Origin of the sequence: Alloprevotella tannerae ATCC 51259, assembly GCF_000159995.1 — a bacterium.
In the GTDB taxonomy this organism is placed as follows: domain Bacteria; phylum Bacteroidota; class Bacteroidia; order Bacteroidales; family Bacteroidaceae; genus Alloprevotella; species Alloprevotella tannerae.
Genome location: NZ_GG700643.1, coordinates 335,191 through 355,443 on the forward strand (window position 1 = coordinate 335,191; position 20,253 = coordinate 355,443).

The following is a 20,253-nucleotide window of genomic DNA, read 5'->3' on the forward strand; positions in this document are numbered from 1 at the left end:
AGGGCGATAAAAGATGGAGCCAGTTGCGAAGAAGCCAACAATAGCTTTAGTGCTTTCCTCCGGTGGTGCAAGAGGATACGCCCACATTGGCGCAATAGAAGAACTACAGTCTCGTGGATACCATATTTCTTCTATTGCAGGCTGTTCTATGGGCGCATTAGTTGGAGGACTCTATGCTTTAGGTAAGTTAGACGTCTTTCATCGCTGGTTGTTGGGGCTCAATATGAAGAAAATCTTTGGTCTAACCGACTTCTCCGTCTCTTTAAGTCATTGGATTAAGGGAGAAAAGATTATCAATGCTTTAGCAGAGTTTGCTCCGGATTGTAAAATCGAAGATTTGGCGCTCCCATATTGCGCAATCGCGACAGACTTAAAGGCTCAGCGCGAAGTAGTATTTGATAAGGGTAGTTTATATGCCGCTATTCGCGCTTCTATTGCAATGCCTACCTATTTTAGTCCACTCCGGACGAAATCAATGCTCTTGGTTGATGGCGGTATTTCAAACCCGCTTCCTTTAAATCGCGTAAAAAGAACGCCCGGAGACTTATTGGTCGCGATCAATGCCAGTGCGCCTTTCGACGAGTCTTATGAACGGCGGAGAAAGAAGGCTCTCAATCAAAAGAGTGCGCAGAACGGATTACTGAATCTTCGAGAGTCGTTAGGTTTTGGTGCATCTAATGATGCAGAACATTCAGATCGCTCCAATTACGTCTCTTTGATTGCTGATTCAATTCATACTTTGATACAGCAACATTCGAGTTTACAGATGAAATTAACTCCTCCCGACGTCCTTGTTTCCATTCCGATGAATCGCTTTGTCGGGTTTTCTTATGATAAGCCACGAAAGATTATTCATTATGGTAGGAGGTTGATGAAAAAGGCTTTGGACGACTATGAGGCTAAAGCGAAATAAAATATACGCGGCTCGAATCAGTTCGAGCCGCGTATATTTTGTGTGTATGAACGCCAAGAATCGCGCCGCCAATTAAAAAGGTTGAATCACGATACCTCCAACGGCGTTTCCCAACGATTTTAGAATCTCGGCGTATATCTTGTGTTGCTCCATCAAACTTCTGCAATTCTCATAATCCTTCGCTTGCATTAGCTTTGTCATTTCCTCTTCTATTTTCTTCAATTCGTTTTTGAAGAATCTGTATTTGTATTCCAATAAGATGTGCACTACGGTTTCTTGCAAGCCTTTCTCATGCTCGATTTCTGCTTTCGTAAGTTTTTCCGATGCAGTGGTGAGTTGCATAGCCAAAGCATTGATGTCAGCATCCGGATGATTGATAAAATAGTCGCGCGCTACGAAGTCTTTCTGCTCAACCTCCTTTTGCGCCTCGTCAATAATCTTTTGGTGCAAAGGGTTTTGGAGTTTGATATTATCAGCTGCCAAATCTTCGGCAATAAACGTTATAATGCTTTTTTCTTTAGTCTCTCCGTGCTTGTTAGCGAAGCGCAATTTTTGTTCGCCAACGCAAATAATTTCGCGTATCAAGGCACGTTCCTGTTCTTCGCCGGCTTTTAGCGTCAGCGTATTTATACTTTCTGCAATGCTTGTTGTCTTTTGAGGGTTCCCGGCGTTGTTTTGCGGTCGATCAGCCCCCTTTATGCGCTCCTCTTTCCTGAATTTAGCGGCCTCACTCAAGATCAGCTGCTCGTCAATGTCCATCAATTTAGCACACTCTCGCGCATAAGTTTGCCGAGTTATCCCATTGGGTACGATTGCTATCGAACGAATAATGTCGCTGACCGATTCTGATCTCTTTATCGGGTCATCGGCAGTTTCTTTGATAAGCATAGCGGCCTTAAAGCGTATAAAATCAACCGCCTCAGCTTGCAGATAAGCTCTAAAAGTTTCGGCAGAATGCTTCCGCGCAAAGCTATCAGGGTCTTCACCATTTGGAAGTGTAAGCACTTTGATGTTTAATCCCTCTTTTAGCAATAGATCAATGCCTCGCAAACTTGCATGAATCCCCGCCGCATCGCCATCATATAATACGACAATGTTGGACGTGAAGCGATGAAGCAAACGAATCTGCCCCTCAGTGAGCGATGTGCCACTCGAAGCTACGACATTTTCTATGCCGCTTTGGTGCATAGCGATCACGTCCATATAGCCTTCGACCAAGTAGCACGCATCTTCTTTGACGATGGCCTTCTTTGCAAAATACAAGCCATAGAGTTCGCGGCTCTTGTCGTAGATAACAGACTCGGGCGAATTGATATATTTCCCGACATTCTTATTCTGCTGCATGATGCGCCCGCCAAAGCCGATAACCCTTCCTGATACGGAATGGATAGGGAAGATGATTCTATCGTGATATCTGTCGCGTAGTTGATGATTGTCGGTCTCAAAGCACAAACCGGTTTGTACAAGCAGATCTTTGCTGTAACCTTTATTGAGGGCCGTTTGCGCTAAAGCATCTCTGCTTGGAGAACTATAGCCTAAATGAAACTTTTTGATGATATCATCTCGCAATCCACGTTGTCGAAGATAGGATAGACCGATGGTTTGTCCGTCTTTACTCTCGTGTAAGAGGTTAGAAAAATAGCTGCAAGCCCACTCGTTGAGGACCAGCATGCTTTCTCGCATCGAAATGCTCTTTTGCTCCTCTGCGCTAAGCTCTTTTTCTTTAACCTCTATGCCATATTTTTTAGCTAAAGTCTTGATTGCTTCAGGATAAGTTAGCTGTTCGATCTCCATAAGGAAGTGAACCGCGTTTCCTCCTTTTCCGCAACCGAAACATTTACATAACTGTTTGGTCGGGGAAACTACAAAACTCGGCGTCTTCTCATTATGAAAAGGGCATAAACCTTTTAAATTGACGCCTGCTTTACGCAGTGTAACGTAATCTTTGACTACATCTACGATGTCGGCAGCGTCCATCACGCGCTGAATGGTTTGTCTATCAATCATAGCCTTGCAAAGATACGTAATTTATTGCGGTTTAATCCGGAACTTGCCGGTGAATAGGAGAGGGCGGTTGTCGCTTTTGAGTTGTTATGGCCTCATTGCGAACAATTTTATCTGGAAAAGTTTGTGATGAAAACAGATTTTGATCGGTGGAAAATCTCGCTTTTTCTTTAGCAATGCCGGATGTGTTTTCGTTTGCTGGTGCCAAACTATCGTTTGCCGGCGGAAAACTATGGTTTGCTGGGACCAAACTATGGTTTGGTGGGAGCAAACCAAAATTAGTGCAGGTTGCCTGTTTCAAATCAGATACTGCCGTGTTTATGAAGCGACTTCTCAGCTTATAATTTCCCCTTTTCCGCTTTGTATGATAAGAATAATGCGCATAATTATCAAAGGAAATTGCTGAAATCGTGGGGATTGTGTATCTTTGCCACGAAGGCAGTTGCCATATCTTTATATATAATGTGATGCTTTTGCCTACTTTATTTGGAAAAGAATCAGTAGAAGAAAAAGAAAAGAATGAAACGCTTGGTGTTAAGTTTGATTGTCGCGACTTTGTTTGGTATTACGTCTGCACAACGTACGATTTACGAACAGTATATTGATAAATATAAGCACGCAGCCGTAGAGCAGATGCATAAATATGGGATACCTGCCAGTATCACATTGGCGCAAGGATTGCTAGAAAGCGGGGCCGGCACAAGCATGTTGGCCGTTAGTGGCAATAATCATTTTGGTATTAAGGCTGGAAATACGTGGACGGGACCTTATTTATTGAAGGACGATGATCTGCCTCAAGAGCGCTTCCGTAAATATAACTCTGCAAGTGAGTCGTATGAGGACCATTCGCTCTTCTTAACCACACGTCCGAGATATGCTTCTTTGTTTAAGTTGCCGCCTACTGATTACCGCTCTTGGGCCTATGGACTTAAAAAAGCAGGCTATGCGACAAATCCAAGATATGCAGAGAGTTTGATTGGCTTGATCGAGACCTACAACTTGCAGCAGTATGACAAAAAGCATGAGAAAAAAGGCCTGTTGCAAGATTTTAAAGACTTCCTGCATAAGATTGTACCCGTAGACGTGACCCAAACGGGTCTGCCGATAAAGCGATGCAATGAAAACTATTATTTAGTGGCGCGCTCGGGCGACTCATACGCGTCGATTGCACAGGCAATCGGGATTAAAGAAAAAAAGTTGCGGAAGTATAATGAGGTTGATTCAGATATGCCGCTGTCAGTTGGCGATATTGTTTTCTTGGAAAAGAAGAAAACTCACGTTTATTCTCAATTAAGAGGCAAATATCATACAATTGCTGCCGGCGAATCGATGCACAGCATAGCGCAATCGTATGGCGTAAAATTAAGTGCGCTATATAAGGCGAATAATCTGCCTTCCGGCTATCTCCCACGCGTAGGTGAGCGCTTGCTGCTGGATTAACGTAGGTCGAAAATATGTGTGGCGTAGCGTTCTTTTGAGAAAAAATGCCTTAGGAAACATAATTTTTTGATAAGATTTCCGTTATATGGCTAACGAAGTTCGTAACTTCTGCGCGTTGGAATCGTCAGTTAATAAAGCGATGAGCAATTAAAAGCAATCAAGACTCATCCTGTGTGAGAAATAATAAAATAGATTGGTAAATATATAAGATAAAGCATTATGAAAAAGTCTCTTTTCCTGATAAGCATGTTTGCTATTGGCCTCTTAAGTGGCTATGCGCAAGATGATGTTTACTTTGTTCCTAAAAAAGGGAGCAAGGTCGTAGAAGATCAAGAGGAGCTTAGCTCTTCTTATCGCCAACTTCCTGCACAATCTTCTGAACAAGATGGATGGTATTCGAACCGTCGCGTAAATCGCGATGTGGATGCTTATAACCGTCGCAAAGCAAATACAAATGATTCTTCGAGTTTGAAGCAACAACGTCGTTACGAGGACGAAGAAGATAATGGGTATTATACCGAACGCTTGATTCGCTTCCACGCTCCCGGTGGCGTAATCGTTACTAGTCCTTATTATTGGGATTATTGCGACTATTATGTAGACCCGTTCTATTATTATGATCCATGGTATTGGAGAACGAATTGGTATATTTGGGGACGTCCTTGGGGATGGAGTAGCTGGTATACTTGGAGTCCTTGGCCTAGTTGGTACGGATATTATGGTCCTTGGTATGGATATTACAATTCTTGGTATGGTTACTATAATCCTTGGTATGATTGGGGATGGAACCGAGGCTGGAACAACTGGGGCTACCGCGAGAGTTATCGAGGCTCTTGGGGAGGAAGAGGCTCTAATGTGAATAATTCAGCTGCGAATACGAATGGTAGATCTTATGCCGGCAACTTTGGACGCTCTGGCTCGAATGGGCGCCAAACCGGTTGGTCTAATCGCACATTCCAAGGCGCAGATACATATAATAATGGTGGCCGAAGCTTCTCTGGTTCTATACGTTGGAACAATACGAACAATAGGACTTTACCAAATCGCTCTTTCAATGGCGATAATGGCTCGAGATCCAATCAAGGACAATCTGTAGATGGACGCCGTTTCGGTAATGGCTCTTCTACACGCGTTACACCAACAGGTCCGGCACGCACATTTGAAAGTCAGCCTTCCAACACAAGAACTTTCCAAGGCGGAAGCAATCGTAGTTTTGGCGGAGGCGGAACAGTTTCGAGCGGAAGTAATCGCAGCTTTGGTGGAGGCGGTACCGGCGGAGGCCGTAGCTTTGGTGGTCGTCGTTAATATAATGAGTTCAAACATCTGATTGTGTTCGGCTCAGTGTGAAAAGACGGAGCCGAGTGCTAATTTTGAAATTTACATATTCAGTATGAAACGCAAGTATTTTCTATACGCATTTGCTCTCACTGTCTTGCCTCTGCAAGCACAGGATATCTATAAGGTGGAACAGTTTTCCGGAGAAGATCTCAACGGAACAGCGCGCTTTGTCGGTATGGGTGGAGCTATGAATGCACTTGGTGCAGACTTATCAGCGATAGGTACAAACCCGGCGTCTATCGGTTTGTTTCGACGTAACGATGTCTCTTTGTCAGGTAGCGTGACTACGCAACCTAATGCGCTTAGCCTATACAATATTGATAAATCTCGCGCGAGTTTTGACCAATTGGGCTTTGTTTATTCTACACGCATTGGTGGTTCTTCTATAAAGTATCTTAACTTTGGATTCAATTATCAAAAGCGCCGTAACTTCAAGAGCTTTATTGGCCTTGATGGCGTAGATTTAGGTGGCCTCTCTCAATCTATGGAGATGGCTAACTTAGGCTCAATTTATGGTAAAGCAAAAGGCGATTTAGCTAAACGGCAAACTTATGTCTCCCCAATAGCGGAAGTTGGCTATTTAGGCTATCTTATAGATCCGGATGCTAGTGGCAATCTTAAGCCGGTAAATGCTACGAAGGCCTATTATCAAAGAGCGCAGCACGGAGGCATTCAACAGTACGATTTTAATGTATCAATGAATTATAAGGATCAAATTTTCGCGGGCTTGACCTTTGGCTTCTACAATGTAAATATGAACTCATATACCTTGTATTCTGAAGACATTTTAGATCCTGGAGGTTCTGGCCAGACGCAACCTTATAAAATGTCTAATGAGCAAGCACTTACTGGAAATGGATTTGATGTAAAGGCCGGCGTAATCTTCCGTCCGGTGGAGAATGACCCATTTAGAATAGGATTTTCTGTTTCTACGCCTATATGGTTCAGTCTTACCGGCAACAATCTCTTGCTGACGCATTCTCCATTTACTAAGCCAACGGAAAAAGATCCAGGTTATGCAACGGATGATTTTGATTATAACATTCGCACCCCTTGGAAATTCAATATCAGTCTTGGTACAACCGTTGGCAATTTCTTGGCTTTGGATGCAGAATACGAGTATAAAGACTATAGTGGCTCAAGCATTAGTTATCCAGATTACAATTCTCTCGATCCTTGGACTGGTATTTCAAACAATTATCAAGATAAGGCGTTAAAAGGAGAGATTAATCGTTACCTTAAAGGCGTGAGCACGTTCCGTCTTGGTGCGGAGGCGCGTTTTGCACCAGGCTGGTTTGCACGCTTAGGTTATAACTATGTGTCCTCTCCGTTTAGCAAAGATGCCTTTTTGAACCTTTTCCCGAATGCGGGAACTTCTTATGGCGACAGCGAATCTATTTTGTATCAAACGGGAACTGATTATGTGAATCTTGGGGATATCAATCGCTTTACTTGTGGCTTAGGATGGCATGGCAAGTCCTTCTATGTAGATCTTGCCTACCAATATCAAGCACAAAAGGGTGACCTTTATTTCTTCCAAGTGCCTGTAAATAGTACAGAGTATAGAACAAATGCATTAAAACCTCAAAAGATTGACCTGAACCGTCACAATGTTTTGCTGACATTTGGCTTCAAATTCTGATCATATATAGTATAAATAAAGCGCTCTACTTCTTCAGCAAGTAGCGCGCTTTATTTATGGCACAAATCAGGGTTTTGCTATTCGATGCGTTGAAATACAGCGCAACACCAAAGCCTTTCATCCGTGGCCGTTATAAGTTTAAGACCAAGACTTTCCGCTTTTTCTTTTATTCGTGGCAAATCATCTAAGTAAAAGCCGCTTGTCAGGAAATATCCGCTAGGATTTAGTCGTTCAATATAGTCCGGCATATCATTTAGAATCACATTCAAGTGAATATTTGCCAAGATAACGTCAAATGGGCCTTTATCTTTCAATCCCGCAGCATCACCGAGTAAAACCTCGATATTGTTAATATGATTCAGAGCCAAGTTTTCCATAGCGTTATTCACGCACCATTCATCAATATCTATTGCCATGCAATTGTCAGCTCCCTTCATGGCTGCAAGAATAGCCAACAGACCGGTGCCGCATCCCATATCTAAAACCTTTTTACCCTTTAGATCCAACGACAAGATTGCTTTAAGCATCTGCGAAGTCGTCTCATGATGTCCCGTTCCAAAGGACATTTTCGGGTTAATAATGATGTTAAATTTCGCTTGTGGGATATTCTGATGAAAAGAAGCCGCCACGACACACTGATCACCAATGACCAATGGTTCAAAGTAATTCTTTTCCCACACCTCGTTCCAATCTTTATCCTCGGCTTCTTGATATGTATAGCTTATATCAACGTCAGGTAGTGGAAAGTCTGCTATACAGTTCTTTAAGTCCGTTTCCCTAAAGTCTTTAACGGGAATATATCCCCTCATTTGTTCATCCGGTGCAGTCGACTTTAAGAAAGAATCAAAGCCAATCTCACCCAGTAAATCGATCAATACATCTTCAAAGTCCGAACTCTGAGGTGTTAGCTTAAAAGAAAACTCTAAATATCTCATAATGTTGTTGTTTAGAAGGGTAGTGTACGGAAAACCAGTGACGAATCCTTATTAGCATTGCTTACGTATGCGCCATTCCGATGGATAGAGGTTGTTCGCTCTGCTTCCGAGATTGTTGAGGAATCCTAAGTTTCTATCTTCATAGGTAGCAAGCAAATATCCTCGCTCTGTTGTGTCCAAATTCAATGCTTCGTGTCGTAGATAGGCAATGGCTTGCTCATAGTTTAATACCACTTTCGGGAAGATTTCGGGCGATACTATTGTAGACAGCGCCAAGTCTGGTTGCGGTATGAGCTTTTTGCCCTTTATTTCTGCTATGTTGATACCGGCTCTGATCGTTTTAATCTGCTTTTTGATTTGCCAAGCTATAGAAAGAAAATCCTCTTTCACACCTTGCACCATATTGTTGTCTGAAAGCAAGAAGGCTAAAGGTTCTTTAGCATCCACCCAAGCAGACAATTGGCGCGCAAGCTGCTGACTGACAAGTTCCGGACGCCCTTTTGACTTCTTTTCCGGCGCAGTTGCCGATGTCTTTCTCAATAATGCGAAGAAGATTCCTTCTCCTCGTGTGCAATGCGGGAAGAAATGATAGACGTGAAGGCTGTCTTTCGTGAGCGAACCTCTGATTTTCCACTCCTCTTTTATGGGAATTGGCAAGGTTTCAGCCCCTAATTCGCGGCATATGCGCTCAATATTGTCTTCGTTTTCCGCACGATTAAACGTGCAAGTACTATATACGAGGAAACCACCTTCGCGCAAGGCGGGCCAAACGTCCGAAATGATTTCAAATTGTCTTTGTGCACAGAAATCTACATTCTCTTTGCTCCACTCATCAATGGCTCCCGGATCTTTTCTGAACATACCTTCGCCGGAGCAGGGCACATCTGCCGCAATGACGTCGAAGCATCCGGGCAAGTGTGAAAAGGATTTGGGATAATCCTCCGTGACAATTACGTCCGGATGTCCCCATTTAGCCAGGTTTTCTGCCAAGATCATTGCACGGCGATGTATCGGCTCGTTCGCCACTAAGAGCGTCTGTTCCGGAAGTTCGGCTCTCCATAGCGTACTTTTTCCTCCGGGGGCAGCGCATAAGTCTAAGACACGACGAGGCTCCTCCGGAAGCGCCTTAATAACTTGAGACAGAAACATTGATGACGCTTCCTGCACATAATAAGCGCCGGCGTGGAAGAGTGGGTCTAAGGTAAAAGACGGCCGCTCACTCAAATAATAGCCGGTCTCGCACCAAGGCACGCTTTCTCCGCTAATAGCCGTGGCTTTGTTTGGATTTACACGAATACTTGTGGGCGCTTCCTCACTTAAAGCTTTGATTAATGCCTCAGTCTCTTCAAGCCCTAACAAGGACTTTGTTTGAGATATAAAGGCTTCCGGTAAATGAATCATATTCGGAGAGAGAGAAGGGCGGAATGAACGTGTGTTTACGAGTTATGATTAACTGTAATCAGCGAGCCGTGATATGGAAACACGATTGATGGGATTCATATTTGACATAGCAAGTGCCCATTTTTCGCTGGTCATCTAAGACTTCTGCTAAAATCGATTTCAACGTGACGCCCCATTCTGTCGGGATAGGCCGACCTTGTGGGTCGTAGACGCGCTCATATTTGTTGTAGCCAATATCAAATGTGGTGCCGTATTGATGACAACTGTTGTCGCTGGCGTTATGGTTAAAGCGGCGCAACCTTTCGACGTCTTCACGAGTGCGCAACACTGATGTTACAACCAGCCGGTGAAAGCCTACGCCCTTAGTAGCACAAGAATCTACAAAAGCACGTGCTATTTCGTTAAGCAAAACTGCCGCTCTCGGCACGAGATAAGGAATACTTTGCTGCAGTCTGTTCACATGATAAAACGGGTTGTCCCCAATATAAACCAATTCCTTCTTACGTTTCATCGCCTCCTCTCGATTTAGCGCAATCGAAGAAAGCCCATTACGCTGCGCTGTGGCCAGTTGCACATCATTTAAGTCGGGAAAAGAAGTTTGAAAGTTGGGTACACTAACCACCTTGTGCTTAATGGCTTGGCCTGATGCATCCACTAAGTTGAGAGGCGGGCGCGCTTTGAGCAGCAGAGAGTCTACATGCTTACTTTGCAGGGCTATAGAATCATTGGCGCTGATCTTATTGTCTGTACCGCCCAGCTGATTGAGGATACTCTTGAGCGTAATATCCGGAAATACACATTTGATTACAAACAAGATTCCGACGATTGTAGCAAAGGTCAATAGGAAATGTTTGCGTTTATATTTGTGTTTCATTCGACTTTGTTGAAGAAAACTTGTTGTTTATGAGCCAACAAAGATACTGAAAAAGCGGAAATGCGGCTTTCTTGTTTCGGATAGATTTTTGTCCATTTATGTTTTGTTCGCTTTGAAGTAGGAAGGCACAAATGAAGTATAATCTTCAACACACTCTGTCGGCATAGACGGGCAGTAGGTAGCAGTGCTTCTTTCTTCTGGCTATATCAGGCTTTATTGTTGTTGATTTTTAGTTGCTTAAAATCTTTTATTCGCGTATTGATATTCCCGCTTTTTGCTTTCCAAAACGCAAAATGATGAGTTCTTCTCGTGAAAGGAAGCTTGTACGCTCACGATGGTACCAATGTACGCTCGTGAAGGGACGTTCGTACGCTCACGATGGTACGAGGAAAAGTTTGTGCTTGATCAATCAAAATGTAGATCTTAGAGCGTAGATGTTAGCTTTGAAATGTTTTTGCTGAATGGCAGTCAAATAGTCTTGCCTGTGTCTTATAATAAGTTCGTCTAAAAATAGCTCAAATTGAGAGCTGCCGGATTCTCTTTGTAATGTTTTGAGGTAACTTGCGATGGGAGTTCAACGAATACTAAGACGCCTGATAGTAAACGTCCATTCGCATCAAGATAGATCAGCTGCGAATGGACGTTTGTGATGTAATTATGTTTGCAACAATACGACGCAGTATTTTTGATATTGGCTTTCAGGGTCAATTTTTTACGGCCTCTACTGTATAGCCCTTGTCTTGTAATAGCTTTAGTAAGCCATTATCGCCCACTAAGTGGCCGGCACCGACAGCAAACAGCGTGGATTTTGCTTGCATGATCGTCGGTATTTTTTCTATCCAAGCTCTATTCCTATTGTCAATCAAATCTGCTCTCTCCTCAGGTGTCATATCGCAAGCGTTATGTAGCTTTTTGTCGATGACAGCCTTTAGCCCGTTCAAGTCTTGTGCGGAATAGGCTCTTGCCATCTCGTCAGACATCTCTTCATAAAAGTCGGTATTGTCCACGAGGCACATCAATTGCGTGATTTGTCGTGGTAGTGGTGTTTTCTTAAAGAGTAAGTCCATCTGAAACTCTACTGTTTCTAATCCGTCAACTGACTTTCCCTGCTCTTTGGCTACTTTTTGGAAATATTCATCAAAGCTTTCTTGAGGATTAAATCCAGGATGCTTTGTAGTATATAAGACAACGGTAAACTGTGTGGTAAGCATAGCGGGCGTAAGTCTGCCCAACTGTTGCTTTACCATAGGATTGCTTAAATCAACGCCAATGTAAGTCGTTAAAAAAGCATTGAGGCGTTTGGTCTGATCAGCTGTTAGGACTTGATCAATTGTTTTCCCATCGGGCAAGAAAGCTGCAGCTTGCATCTTGCTCATACCTTCCGGGGTTCTCATCAAACTTGCATCTACTTCGCCACAGACCTGGTCGACTGCATTTATTGCCTGATGAATACCTGCTATGCTGTCAACGAACGTAACCGGTGCTAAGTGGAACGTACCAACGACATAAGAAGACTGCTTCAAACCGTTGCCCGAAATTTTGTATAAGAGCTGCGCATAAGAGCAGATGGAAAAGCTAATAAAGATAGCTATTGAAATAAATTTTTTCATAATCGGTCGATGAAAATGTTTATGTAAGAAGTTAATATAATATTCCGGCAGGTTCAGAATCAGATGTTTGCTCTTCTTCTCGCTTCTCTTGTGGCTTTAACAGCGAAGGGTTGAAATTGCCTTTCTCATCAAACAAGCCGTAAGTGGTTCTTAATACGCGAAATTCTGTGCGGCGGTTGAGTGCATTGCATATTTCCTGCTCCTTAGGTGGGAGTTTCATAATATATGCCGTAGTTAGCGTGTCGCCTTCTTTGAGGAAAGTATACGTTTCGGCCAACTTCTTAGAAACGATTTTAGGATTTTTCTTCCCATAACCTTTAGGCGTCAGGCGCGCAGCAGGAATGCCTTGTGAAATTAAATAATGTACGACATTTTCAGCTCGTTGTTGAGAGAGTCGATCATTGTAGGCGTCGGTACCGCGATAGTCGCAGTTGGAGGAAAGTTCGATCGTGATGTGCGGATTATCTTTCAACAAGGCTGCTAATCGGTCAAGCGCAACCTTGCTGCTGTCTGTAATCGCTGCTTTATCAAACTGATAGAAGACGTTTCTAACAAGTACGGGGATATTCATATTGGGCAAAGGAAACTGAAGCACGTATTGATGCTCCGTAGTAGAGGAGTCAGGCACTAAAGTGTTGGCTATGTTCAGATAACCATTGCACGTAGCTAAGAAAAGATACTTCGTATTTGCCTTTACCGGCGTTTCAAAGGATCCATTGGATAGGACACTGAGTTTTTTGTTTGTACCATCGTCGCCGATCATATAGACTACAGCCGCGGGAAGTTCGTAGCCATCTTGCTCATATACCCATCCCTTGACGCTCAATAGATAGTCGGGATAAGAAAACTCGTAAATCTTATCCCAACCTCGGCCTCCGGTGGCACGCGAAGAAGAGAAAAATCCCCGATTGCGTGCTCCCTCAAATGTAATGCCAAAATCATTGCCAGGAGAATTCATAGGTGCGGGTAAATGAATGACATTCCAGGAATGGTGAATGCTGTCTTCCGTAGCACGATAAAGATCTAAACCTCCAAAATTGGGTGATTGCCCATCAGAAGCAAAATATAATTCGCCATTAGGTCGGAAGGCAGGAAAGCATTCGTTGCCGGCGGTGTTGATAGATGGGCCCAAATTTTCGACCGGACCGGTTCCGTGCGAATTAAAGCTTGCTCTCCAAATATCCAAACCGCCATATCCTCCGGGCATATCTGATGCAAAATAAATGAAATCTTCGTTGGGAGAAATTGCAGGATGGGCGTAGGAGGATAGCGTGTCAGACGTAAGTTTTAGTTGTGTAGGCTTTGACCACGCAGCATCAGAACGTGTTGACTCCCAAATCTCAGCTAAACGCGGATATTGCGGATCTTCGCGACAGACGGTAAGATACATCTTCGTGCCGGATGGATTAAATGCACAAGCGCCTTCATCAAAATTCGTATTAACGCCACCTTCGAGCGGTTCGGGCAGCTTCCATTTTCCTTTTTCATCTTTTTTGGAAAAGTAAATGTCGCCGGGCTTCAACGCCGTTACGCCTGAGAGGTCTGCACCTTTAACTTGGCGTCGCGTCGTGGTGAAATAAAGTATTGAAGCATCCTTTCCAAAGAGCGCCGGACAATAGTCTGTGCGGCCAGAATTGAAGATGTTGGAAATTTTTACCGTGTAAGCAGAAGCTGTATTGTAGTTGTTTGCTGCATCCTCCGTAGTTGCGAGTTTATTTGCGGCAATGGAGTCGTTAGGGAAAAGTTGTTGATAGGTATTATAATAGGATTGGGCCGCTTTATAATCGCCATTGGTCTTGGCAATATCTCCCAAAAGCAGCCAAAGTGTGGAGTCGGTCGTTCCATATCTTTCTGCGTTTTTCAATGCGCCTAATGCTCTTGCCGTATTACCATAGCGTAAATAACACTTACCCATTTGTAGGGATAGTTGTGCCCGTCGTTCTTTGTCTTTGGGCAACAATCGTTGATAGGCATTTTTGTAAAGTCCCGCCGCTTCTGCGTATTCGCCGATGGCAAGTGCGTTGTCGCCCCGCTTAATGATATGTTCGACAGGCGTACAACCTACTAACAGAAGGCTTGAAAGCAATAGGTAAAGATAAAATCGCATATCTATAGACACGTATTCTTGGCCTTTTTATTGTATAGACAATAAGAAAATAAGTAACTTTGCATATCGAAAGAATAAAACGGATCGAAGATAGAGTCGTACTCAGAATAAACGAAGCTCAAGCCAATGACAGTACAAAATAATATAGAAGAAAACGAACCCCAACTCACTCAATCTGTGTTGGAATTGCTAACTGTTGCAACTGAATTTTGCCGTCAGGTGGAGCGTGAGGATCAAACAACTGCGCAAGATTTAATTAACGTAATGCTGATCTTGCTGCCTATGGTTTATTTGAAGACCTCTCTGGTGAATGATGCAGAACCGGTTGATGGCTTTAATGAGAATAAAGTTACAGAAGGAGATTACAACCTCGTTAGAAATAGAATAGCAGCAATTTTGGGAGATCAAGATTCGTATTTAGACGTCTTTGTGCAGGAGTTTAAGTATTCTGATCGCCCCATACTTTGTACTGTTAGCGAAGATTTGGCAGATATGTATCAAGCTCTGCGTGAATTTGTAGAATGTTATAGATGGGGTAACGAAGAAGTTAGGCAGGTAGCTCTCGCAGATTTGAAAGAGAATTTCAAACTCTATTGGGGGCAGAAGCTTCTTAATGCTTTGCGAGCCATACATGATATAAAGTATGGCGATAAAGCGTTTGATGAGGAAAGTGAATGAGAAGATTATTTGTACAGACAGAGAAAGACTTCGTTACGAATCTACCACGTTTCGTCTTTAATGGAGATGTTAAAGTAATACAAAGGATAGAGGATGTAACGCAGGCAGTAGAGCAACTTTCTTCTTCAGAAATCTTAGGGATAGATACGGAAACTCGCCCTTCTTTTCGCAAAGGAACGATACATAAGGTCGCATTATTACAAGTGGCTAATGAGGACTTGTGCTGTTTATTTCAGTTGAGTTGTTTTGGATTTGCGCCGGATTTAATTCATTTATTGTCAAACAAAGCAATAAAAAAGGTCGGGCTATCTCTCAAAGACGACTTCTTTATGCTTAGTAAAAGGCATAAATTTGATCCACAAAATTGTGTTGACTTGCAAGACTACGTAAAAGAGATGGGTATCAAAGATATGAGTCTGCAAAAGCTCTTTGCGAATGTATTCCATCAAAGAATCTCAAAGTCTGCACAGCTTTCAAATTGGGAGGCTCCTATCTACACACAATCACAAAAACTTTACGCAGCTACTGATGCTTACGCCTGTCTGAAACTATATAAAGAATTGAAACGCCTGAAAGAGACAAACGACTATTTATTACAATAAACCCGAGATAAGAAATGCCTTACAAAACAATAGTTTTAAAAAGAGGAAAAGCAGACAGTTTAAGAAGATTCCATCCATGGGTCTTTTCCGGAGCCATTCAAACTCTTCCCGATGATTTAAGAGAAGGAGAGATTGTTAGGGTAGAAGATGCCTCCTCTCAATTTTTAGCTGTAGGACATTACCAAATAGGTAGCATTGCCATTCGCATATTGAGCTTTGAGGATGTTGTTGTTGATGATGCGTTTTGGGATGAGCGTCTTTCCGAAGCTTTAATGCTTCGACGTGCTTTGAACTTGTTAAGAGCAGACAATAATATCTTTCGTTTAGTTCACGGAGAAGGAGACCGTTTGTCCGGATTAATTGTCGACATATATGGAGAAACGGCTGTTATGCAGGCGCATTCTGTTGGTATGCATTATGCTCGTCATCAAATTGCCCAATCCCTGCAACGTATATTAGGCAAAAGCGTGATGCAAGTTTATTACAAAAGTGAGACAACACTTCCTTACAAGGCAAATTTAGAAGAACTTGATGGCCCTTTGTTGGGGAATGTGTCAAATAATAATGTCGCTGTTGAAAACGATTTGCGTTTTCATATTGACTGGCTACGCGGGCAGAAGACAGGGTTCTTTATTGATCAACGAGAGAACCGACTATTGCTGCAACGCTACTCAAATAAGCGTCACGTATTAAATATGTTCTGTTATACGGGAGGCTTTTCCGTTTACGCCCTTCGAGGTGGTGCTCAGGAAGTTGTAAGTGTAGACAGCAGTGCTAAAGCTATTGATTTGACCAATGCAAATGTCGCACTCAATTATCCAAATTGTGATCATCACAAAGCTTATGCAGAAGACGCATTCAAGTTTTTAGATAAAGCTGATGATGCTTATGACCTCATCGTGTTGGATCCACCTGCCTTTGCGAAGCATAAAGAAGCCGTAAGAAATGCTTTGAAGGGTTATACTCGCTTGAATCTGCAAGCTATGCGCAAGATTAAGCGCGGCGGAATTCTTTTTACGTTCAGTTGTTCCCAAGCTATCAGTAAGGATCAGTTCCGTTTAGCTGTTTTTACAGCAGCTGCGCAGAGCGGACGTTATGTTCGTATTCTGCACCAACTGCATCAGCCTGCCGATCATCCGGTTAATATTTACCATCCTGAAGGAGAATACCTAAAAGGGTTGGTTTTAGAGATCATTTAAACACACATCATTAAGCCCATTTCTCCTTTATTGAAGACTATCGTAGAATAAGAATTGCTGCACTTGCATTTTTTAGAGTAGAAATGGCTTGAAATACGTCAATTGGTATAACTTTGTCGCATAGAATTCAAATAACGATGAAACAAACACTTGTCTCTTTGATCTTCATCTTGCTTTTAGCAGCTTGTAAGGGTAATAAAGTGGAAAATACAACGGCAGCTGTCTCGCAACAAGCGCAGGTAGCTGATTCCGATTCCTTACAGACGGAAAACGAACCGCCGGTTGCTGCAGATGGCTTCTTTGATGACTTCTTTTTCAACTTTCAAACTAATCAGGCTTTCCAGTCAAAGCGCACGACCTTCCCATTGCCTGTGCAAGAAGGAGCAACGACTCAACAACTTGAAAAGAAAGATTGGAAATTCAATTCCTTCTATTCTAAGCGAGAGATATATACTATCTTGTTTGATAAAAAGTCTGAGATCAAGACGGCTAAAGATACAGCATTGAAGGCCGTTGTAGTTGAGATGATCAATTTGAAAACGGAAAAAGTAGCTCAATATTTCTTTGAAAAGATACGCAAACAATGGATGCTGACGTCTTTAAGGCACCAAAGTTTACAAGAGAATATGAACAAAGACTTCTATCTGTTCTATCGAGATTTTGCGCAAAAGCCAAACTTCCGTCTGACCCACGTGGCCAACCCTTTTAGTTTGGTTGTTATAGATCCGGATACTTACAAACCTCTGCGCGGTGTTGCTGATGCCGGGCAATGGCCTGATTATTGTCCCGACTTACCTAAATACGAGATGACCAACATTATTTATGGTCAACGTTATAAAGATCCTCGCCATCGAGTTTTAATCGTGAGCAGTATAAACGGTGCGATGAACAGCGTGATTTCATTTGAGAAGACAAAGACTTCTTGGCAGGCTGTGAAGTTAGAGAATAATTGATCATTTCGCCAATGAAAGTTTTTCCAGACTATGATTTGAGGGCAAACAATACCTTTGGTGTGCCTGCGCGGTGTGCTTGCTTTCGAGAATATGCTTCTGAAGCAGAACTATGTGAAATAATAGCCTCACTTTCAAAGGCTTCGCCTCGTCCGTTGTTGCATATAGGAGGAGGAAGTAATTTGCTTTTCACAGGCGATTTCGCCGGCGACATATTGCATTCAGCTATCAAAGGGCGAACGTTAGTTGCTGAAGATGAAATGTCTGTTTTCATACGCGTTGGTGCTGCAGAATGCTGGGACGACATCGTAGCTTGGAGTTTGCAGGCAGGCTATTATGGTTTGGAGAACCTGTCGTTGATTCCAGGAGAAGTCGGTGCGTCTGCCGTACAAAACATTGGCGCTTATGGAAGTGAGGTCTATGATTTTATAAGTGAAGTCCGGGCCGTAGACTTACAGACCGGCCAGTCGCGAACGTTTAAAGCGCAAGAGTGTAAGCCTTCTTATCGGTCTACAATGTTTAAGTCCGAGTGGAAGGATAAGTACGCCATAACTTATGTTACTTATCATTTGCACAAGACGTTTAAACCTAATCTTTCTTATGCCGCAGTTAAAAACGAGTTAGCTGCGCGCAATGTTGATACGGACCAATTGACGGCAGCTTTACTGCGGGAAATCATTATCGAAATTCGTAGTGCAAAGTTGCCTGATCCGCAAAAAATAGGCAATGCCGGTTCGTTTTTTATGAATCCTGTCGTAACGCAGGCCCACTTTGAGCGTTTGCGAGCTGTCTATCCCTCTATACCACATTATTTATTGCCTAATGGCGTAAAAATCCCTGCAGCTTGGTTGATCGAAACTGCGGGATGGAAGGGGAAAGCTTTAGGGCAGGCGGGCGTTTATGCCCAACAAGCCCTGATTTTGGTCAACTTAGGCCATGCAAAGGGGCAAGACATTAAACATTTAGCTGAAGCTATACAGCAATCGGTCAAGGAAAAGTTTGATATTTCACTTAAGCCTGAAGTTCTTTTTATCTAAACAGAGCAGGTGTATTTCGTTTATAGTGGGTGTAATAAAGAAGCCGTAAGAAATGAATTTGACTTTTTTAGGAACCGGAACAAGTTGCGGTGTGCCGGCTTTAGGTTGCACCTGCAAGGTTTGCCAATCGACAGACTCGAGAGATAAGCGCTTACGCACTTCCGCATTATTAGAGAGCGAGGGTGGGACGCGGATTTTAATTGACTGCGGCCCCGATTTTCGCGCTCAAATGTTAAATCGTCCATTTAAGCCTTTGGATGCCGTACTACTGACGCACCTGCACTATGATCACGTTGGCGGCCTTGATGATCTGCGCCCATTCAGCTTTCGGTCTTCATTGCCGATTTACGCGAACCAAGTTACGGCGCGATCGATTTATGATCATATGCCTTACTGCTTCCAATCGCATGCGCAGTCAATAGTTCCACGTTTCAAACTTAAGGAAGTGTCCGCTTACCAGCCGTTTGCCGTCAGAGAATTAGTGATTTTGCCTCTCCTCGTAATGCACGGAAAAATGCCGATATTAGGTTTCCGCATAGGCAGCTTTGCTTATATCACGGATATGAGCTACCTTCCGGATGAGAGTTTCCAACTATTGCAAGGTGTAGAAACGTTTGTTGTCAATGCCCTACAAATAAAGAATACGCATCCTACGCATCAGAATATTCCGCAAGCACTTCAGCTAATTGCAAAGCTAAGTCCGCGCCAAACTTACTTAATCCATATGAGTCATAATGCTGGATTTCATGCAGACAGCAGCAACTTCTTGCCACCTAATGTCGCGTTTGCATATGATGGCTTAGAAATAAAATGTTAGCGAAGCATAAGCCCTTTTGGGGCTTGTTTTTCTCTGATATTTAAGCCTGTAAGATTTCCATACGTCATCTTTTTCTCGCTTGATGTTTGCCGGTTTCAATAAAAGGTCTTAACTTTGCCTCCGATTACGCCGCTTGGCGGGTGAGCGTGAAGATGATGACAAAAACAAATATAAACATATTCAATAAGGTGCTGCGGAGCAATGTGGATTCCTCTGCACTTTTTAAGGGTTTATATTTGGCCGGTTCGGAGATTTTGCTAACACACACACACACACACACACACACACACACACACACACACACACACACACACACACACACACAAGGCACCTGGCGTAACTTCATACTTATTAAACCTTTTTTACGCGCGCGCGAAGCGTGCCGTAAACCTCTGCAAACAAAGGGCTCTCGCGAGTTCCCTTTGTTCGCTTTTTCATACCCTTTTACCTCATCGGATAAAAGGGAAACAAGCACGATTTAATTCAATTAAATAAAGCATATGAAACAGAAAGAAAACAAGAAACGCACTTACGTGACGCCGCAGGCGGAGCTTATCGGTCTCGACCATAGCTCTCCACTGCTGCAGTTCTCCGGCGGACACAACGACGCAGGCAACGACAACGATCCCCTGCACGCCCCGCACTTCGACGACTTCCCCGACGAAGAGGAGGACGAAGAAAGCCTGTAGAAAGGCAGAACAACCCA

17 protein-coding genes are annotated in these 20,253 nt (G+C 43.2%); 11 read left to right on the top strand and 6 right to left on the bottom strand.

What is annotated here, in order from left to right:
• The first annotated feature begins 13 nt into the window (after window positions 1-13).
• Window positions 14-913: a patatin-like phospholipase family protein gene (locus GCWU000325_RS07430; RefSeq protein WP_006255734.1), complete on the top strand. Its 900-nt coding sequence runs from the start codon at window positions 14-16 to the stop codon at window positions 911-913.
• A gap of 72 nt (window positions 914-985) precedes the next feature.
• Here the strand turns inward: GCWU000325_RS07430 and dnaG are convergent, their stop codons facing one another.
• Window positions 986-2,920 carry a DNA primase gene (gene dnaG, locus GCWU000325_RS07435; RefSeq protein WP_006255735.1) on the bottom strand — a complete coding sequence of 645 codons (1,935 nt, stop codon included), beginning with the start codon at window positions 2,918-2,920 and terminating at the stop codon, window positions 986-988.
• Window positions 2,921-3,436: 516 nt separating this feature from the next.
• Between dnaG and GCWU000325_RS07440 the strand changes: the two genes are divergently transcribed.
• The 3 genes from GCWU000325_RS07440 to GCWU000325_RS07450 all read left to right on the top strand — a co-directional run bounded on the left by GCWU000325_RS07440 (window position 3,437) and on the right by GCWU000325_RS07450 (window position 7,337).
• Window positions 3,437-4,357 (top strand): glucosaminidase domain-containing protein, encoded by a 921-nt coding sequence (locus GCWU000325_RS07440; RefSeq protein WP_006255738.1) that lies wholly within the window; start codon window positions 3,437-3,439, stop codon window positions 4,355-4,357.
• Window positions 4,358-4,576: 219 nt separating this feature from the next.
• The gene (locus GCWU000325_RS07445) at window positions 4,577-5,662 is read left to right on the top strand and encodes a hypothetical protein (RefSeq protein ID WP_006255739.1); all 1,086 of its coding nucleotides are present in this window, start codon (window positions 4,577-4,579) and stop codon (window positions 5,660-5,662) included.
• 85 nt (window positions 5,663-5,747) lie between these two features.
• The gene (locus GCWU000325_RS07450; RefSeq protein WP_050756628.1) at window positions 5,748-7,337 is read left to right on the top strand and encodes an OmpP1/FadL family transporter; all 1,590 of its coding nucleotides are present in this window, start codon (window positions 5,748-5,750) and stop codon (window positions 7,335-7,337) included.
• Between the two features lie 77 nt (window positions 7,338-7,414).
• On the opposite strand, the gene prmA is transcribed toward GCWU000325_RS07450, so the two are convergent.
• From prmA to porE, 5 genes are all read right to left on the bottom strand, one after another.
• Window positions 7,415-8,272, bottom strand: a complete 858-nt coding sequence (gene prmA, locus GCWU000325_RS07455; RefSeq protein ID WP_006255741.1) for a 50S ribosomal protein L11 methyltransferase — start codon at window positions 8,270-8,272, stop codon at window positions 7,415-7,417.
• A 51-nt stretch (window positions 8,273-8,323) separates the two neighbouring features.
• A complete protein-coding gene (locus tag GCWU000325_RS07460) occupies window positions 8,324-9,673 on the bottom strand; it encodes a methyltransferase RsmF C-terminal domain-like protein (protein WP_006255742.1) in 1,350 nt (449 codons plus the stop codon).
• Window positions 9,674-9,731: 58 nt separating this feature from the next.
• Window positions 9,732-10,547 (bottom strand): DUF5715 family protein, encoded by an 816-nt coding sequence (locus tag GCWU000325_RS07465; protein WP_006255743.1) that lies wholly within the window; start codon window positions 10,545-10,547, stop codon window positions 9,732-9,734.
• Window positions 10,548-11,251: 704 nt separating this feature from the next.
• Window positions 11,252-12,157 carry a TraB/GumN family protein gene (locus GCWU000325_RS07470; RefSeq protein WP_006255745.1) on the bottom strand — a complete coding sequence of 302 codons (906 nt, stop codon included), beginning with the start codon at window positions 12,155-12,157 and terminating at the stop codon, window positions 11,252-11,254.
• A gap of 31 nt (window positions 12,158-12,188) precedes the next feature.
• A complete protein-coding gene (gene porE / locus GCWU000325_RS07475; protein WP_006255746.1) occupies window positions 12,189-14,264 on the bottom strand; it encodes a PorE family type IX secretion system protein in 2,076 nt (691 codons plus the stop codon).
• A 126-nt stretch (window positions 14,265-14,390) separates the two neighbouring features.
• Here porE and GCWU000325_RS07480 point away from each other — a divergent pair, with 126 nt between their 5' ends.
• The 7 genes from GCWU000325_RS07480 to GCWU000325_RS07510 all read left to right on the top strand — a co-directional run bounded on the left by GCWU000325_RS07480 (window position 14,391) and on the right by GCWU000325_RS07510 (window position 20,236).
• The gene (locus GCWU000325_RS07480) at window positions 14,391-14,942 is read left to right on the top strand and encodes a DUF5063 domain-containing protein (protein ID WP_006255747.1); all 552 of its coding nucleotides are present in this window, start codon (window positions 14,391-14,393) and stop codon (window positions 14,940-14,942) included.
• Complete coding sequence (locus GCWU000325_RS07485; protein WP_006255748.1) at window positions 14,939-15,544, top strand: 3'-5' exonuclease; 606 nt, start codon at window positions 14,939-14,941, stop codon at window positions 15,542-15,544. The genes GCWU000325_RS07480 and GCWU000325_RS07485 overlap by 4 nt, the downstream gene beginning before the upstream one ends.
• Before the next feature lie 14 nt (window positions 15,545-15,558).
• Window positions 15,559-16,743 carry a class I SAM-dependent rRNA methyltransferase gene (locus GCWU000325_RS07490; protein ID WP_006255749.1) on the top strand — a complete coding sequence of 395 codons (1,185 nt, stop codon included), beginning with the start codon at window positions 15,559-15,561 and terminating at the stop codon, window positions 16,741-16,743.
• 137 nt (window positions 16,744-16,880) lie between these two features.
• The gene (locus GCWU000325_RS07495; RefSeq protein ID WP_006255750.1) at window positions 16,881-17,696 is read left to right on the top strand and encodes a DUF4348 domain-containing protein; all 816 of its coding nucleotides are present in this window, start codon (window positions 16,881-16,883) and stop codon (window positions 17,694-17,696) included.
• Between the two features lie 11 nt (window positions 17,697-17,707).
• On the top strand, window positions 17,708-18,730 hold the full coding sequence (murB, locus tag GCWU000325_RS07500) for a UDP-N-acetylmuramate dehydrogenase (protein ID WP_006255751.1): 1,023 nt from the start codon (window positions 17,708-17,710) through the stop codon (window positions 18,728-18,730).
• Window positions 18,731-18,782: 52 nt separating this feature from the next.
• Window positions 18,783-19,547, top strand: a complete 765-nt coding sequence (locus GCWU000325_RS07505; RefSeq protein WP_040599500.1) for an MBL fold metallo-hydrolase — start codon at window positions 18,783-18,785, stop codon at window positions 19,545-19,547.
• 500 nt (window positions 19,548-20,047) lie between these two features.
• On the top strand, window positions 20,048-20,236 hold the full coding sequence (locus GCWU000325_RS07510; RefSeq protein WP_006255754.1) for a hypothetical protein: 189 nt from the start codon (window positions 20,048-20,050) through the stop codon (window positions 20,234-20,236).
• The last annotated feature ends 17 nt before the right edge of the window (window positions 20,237-20,253 follow it).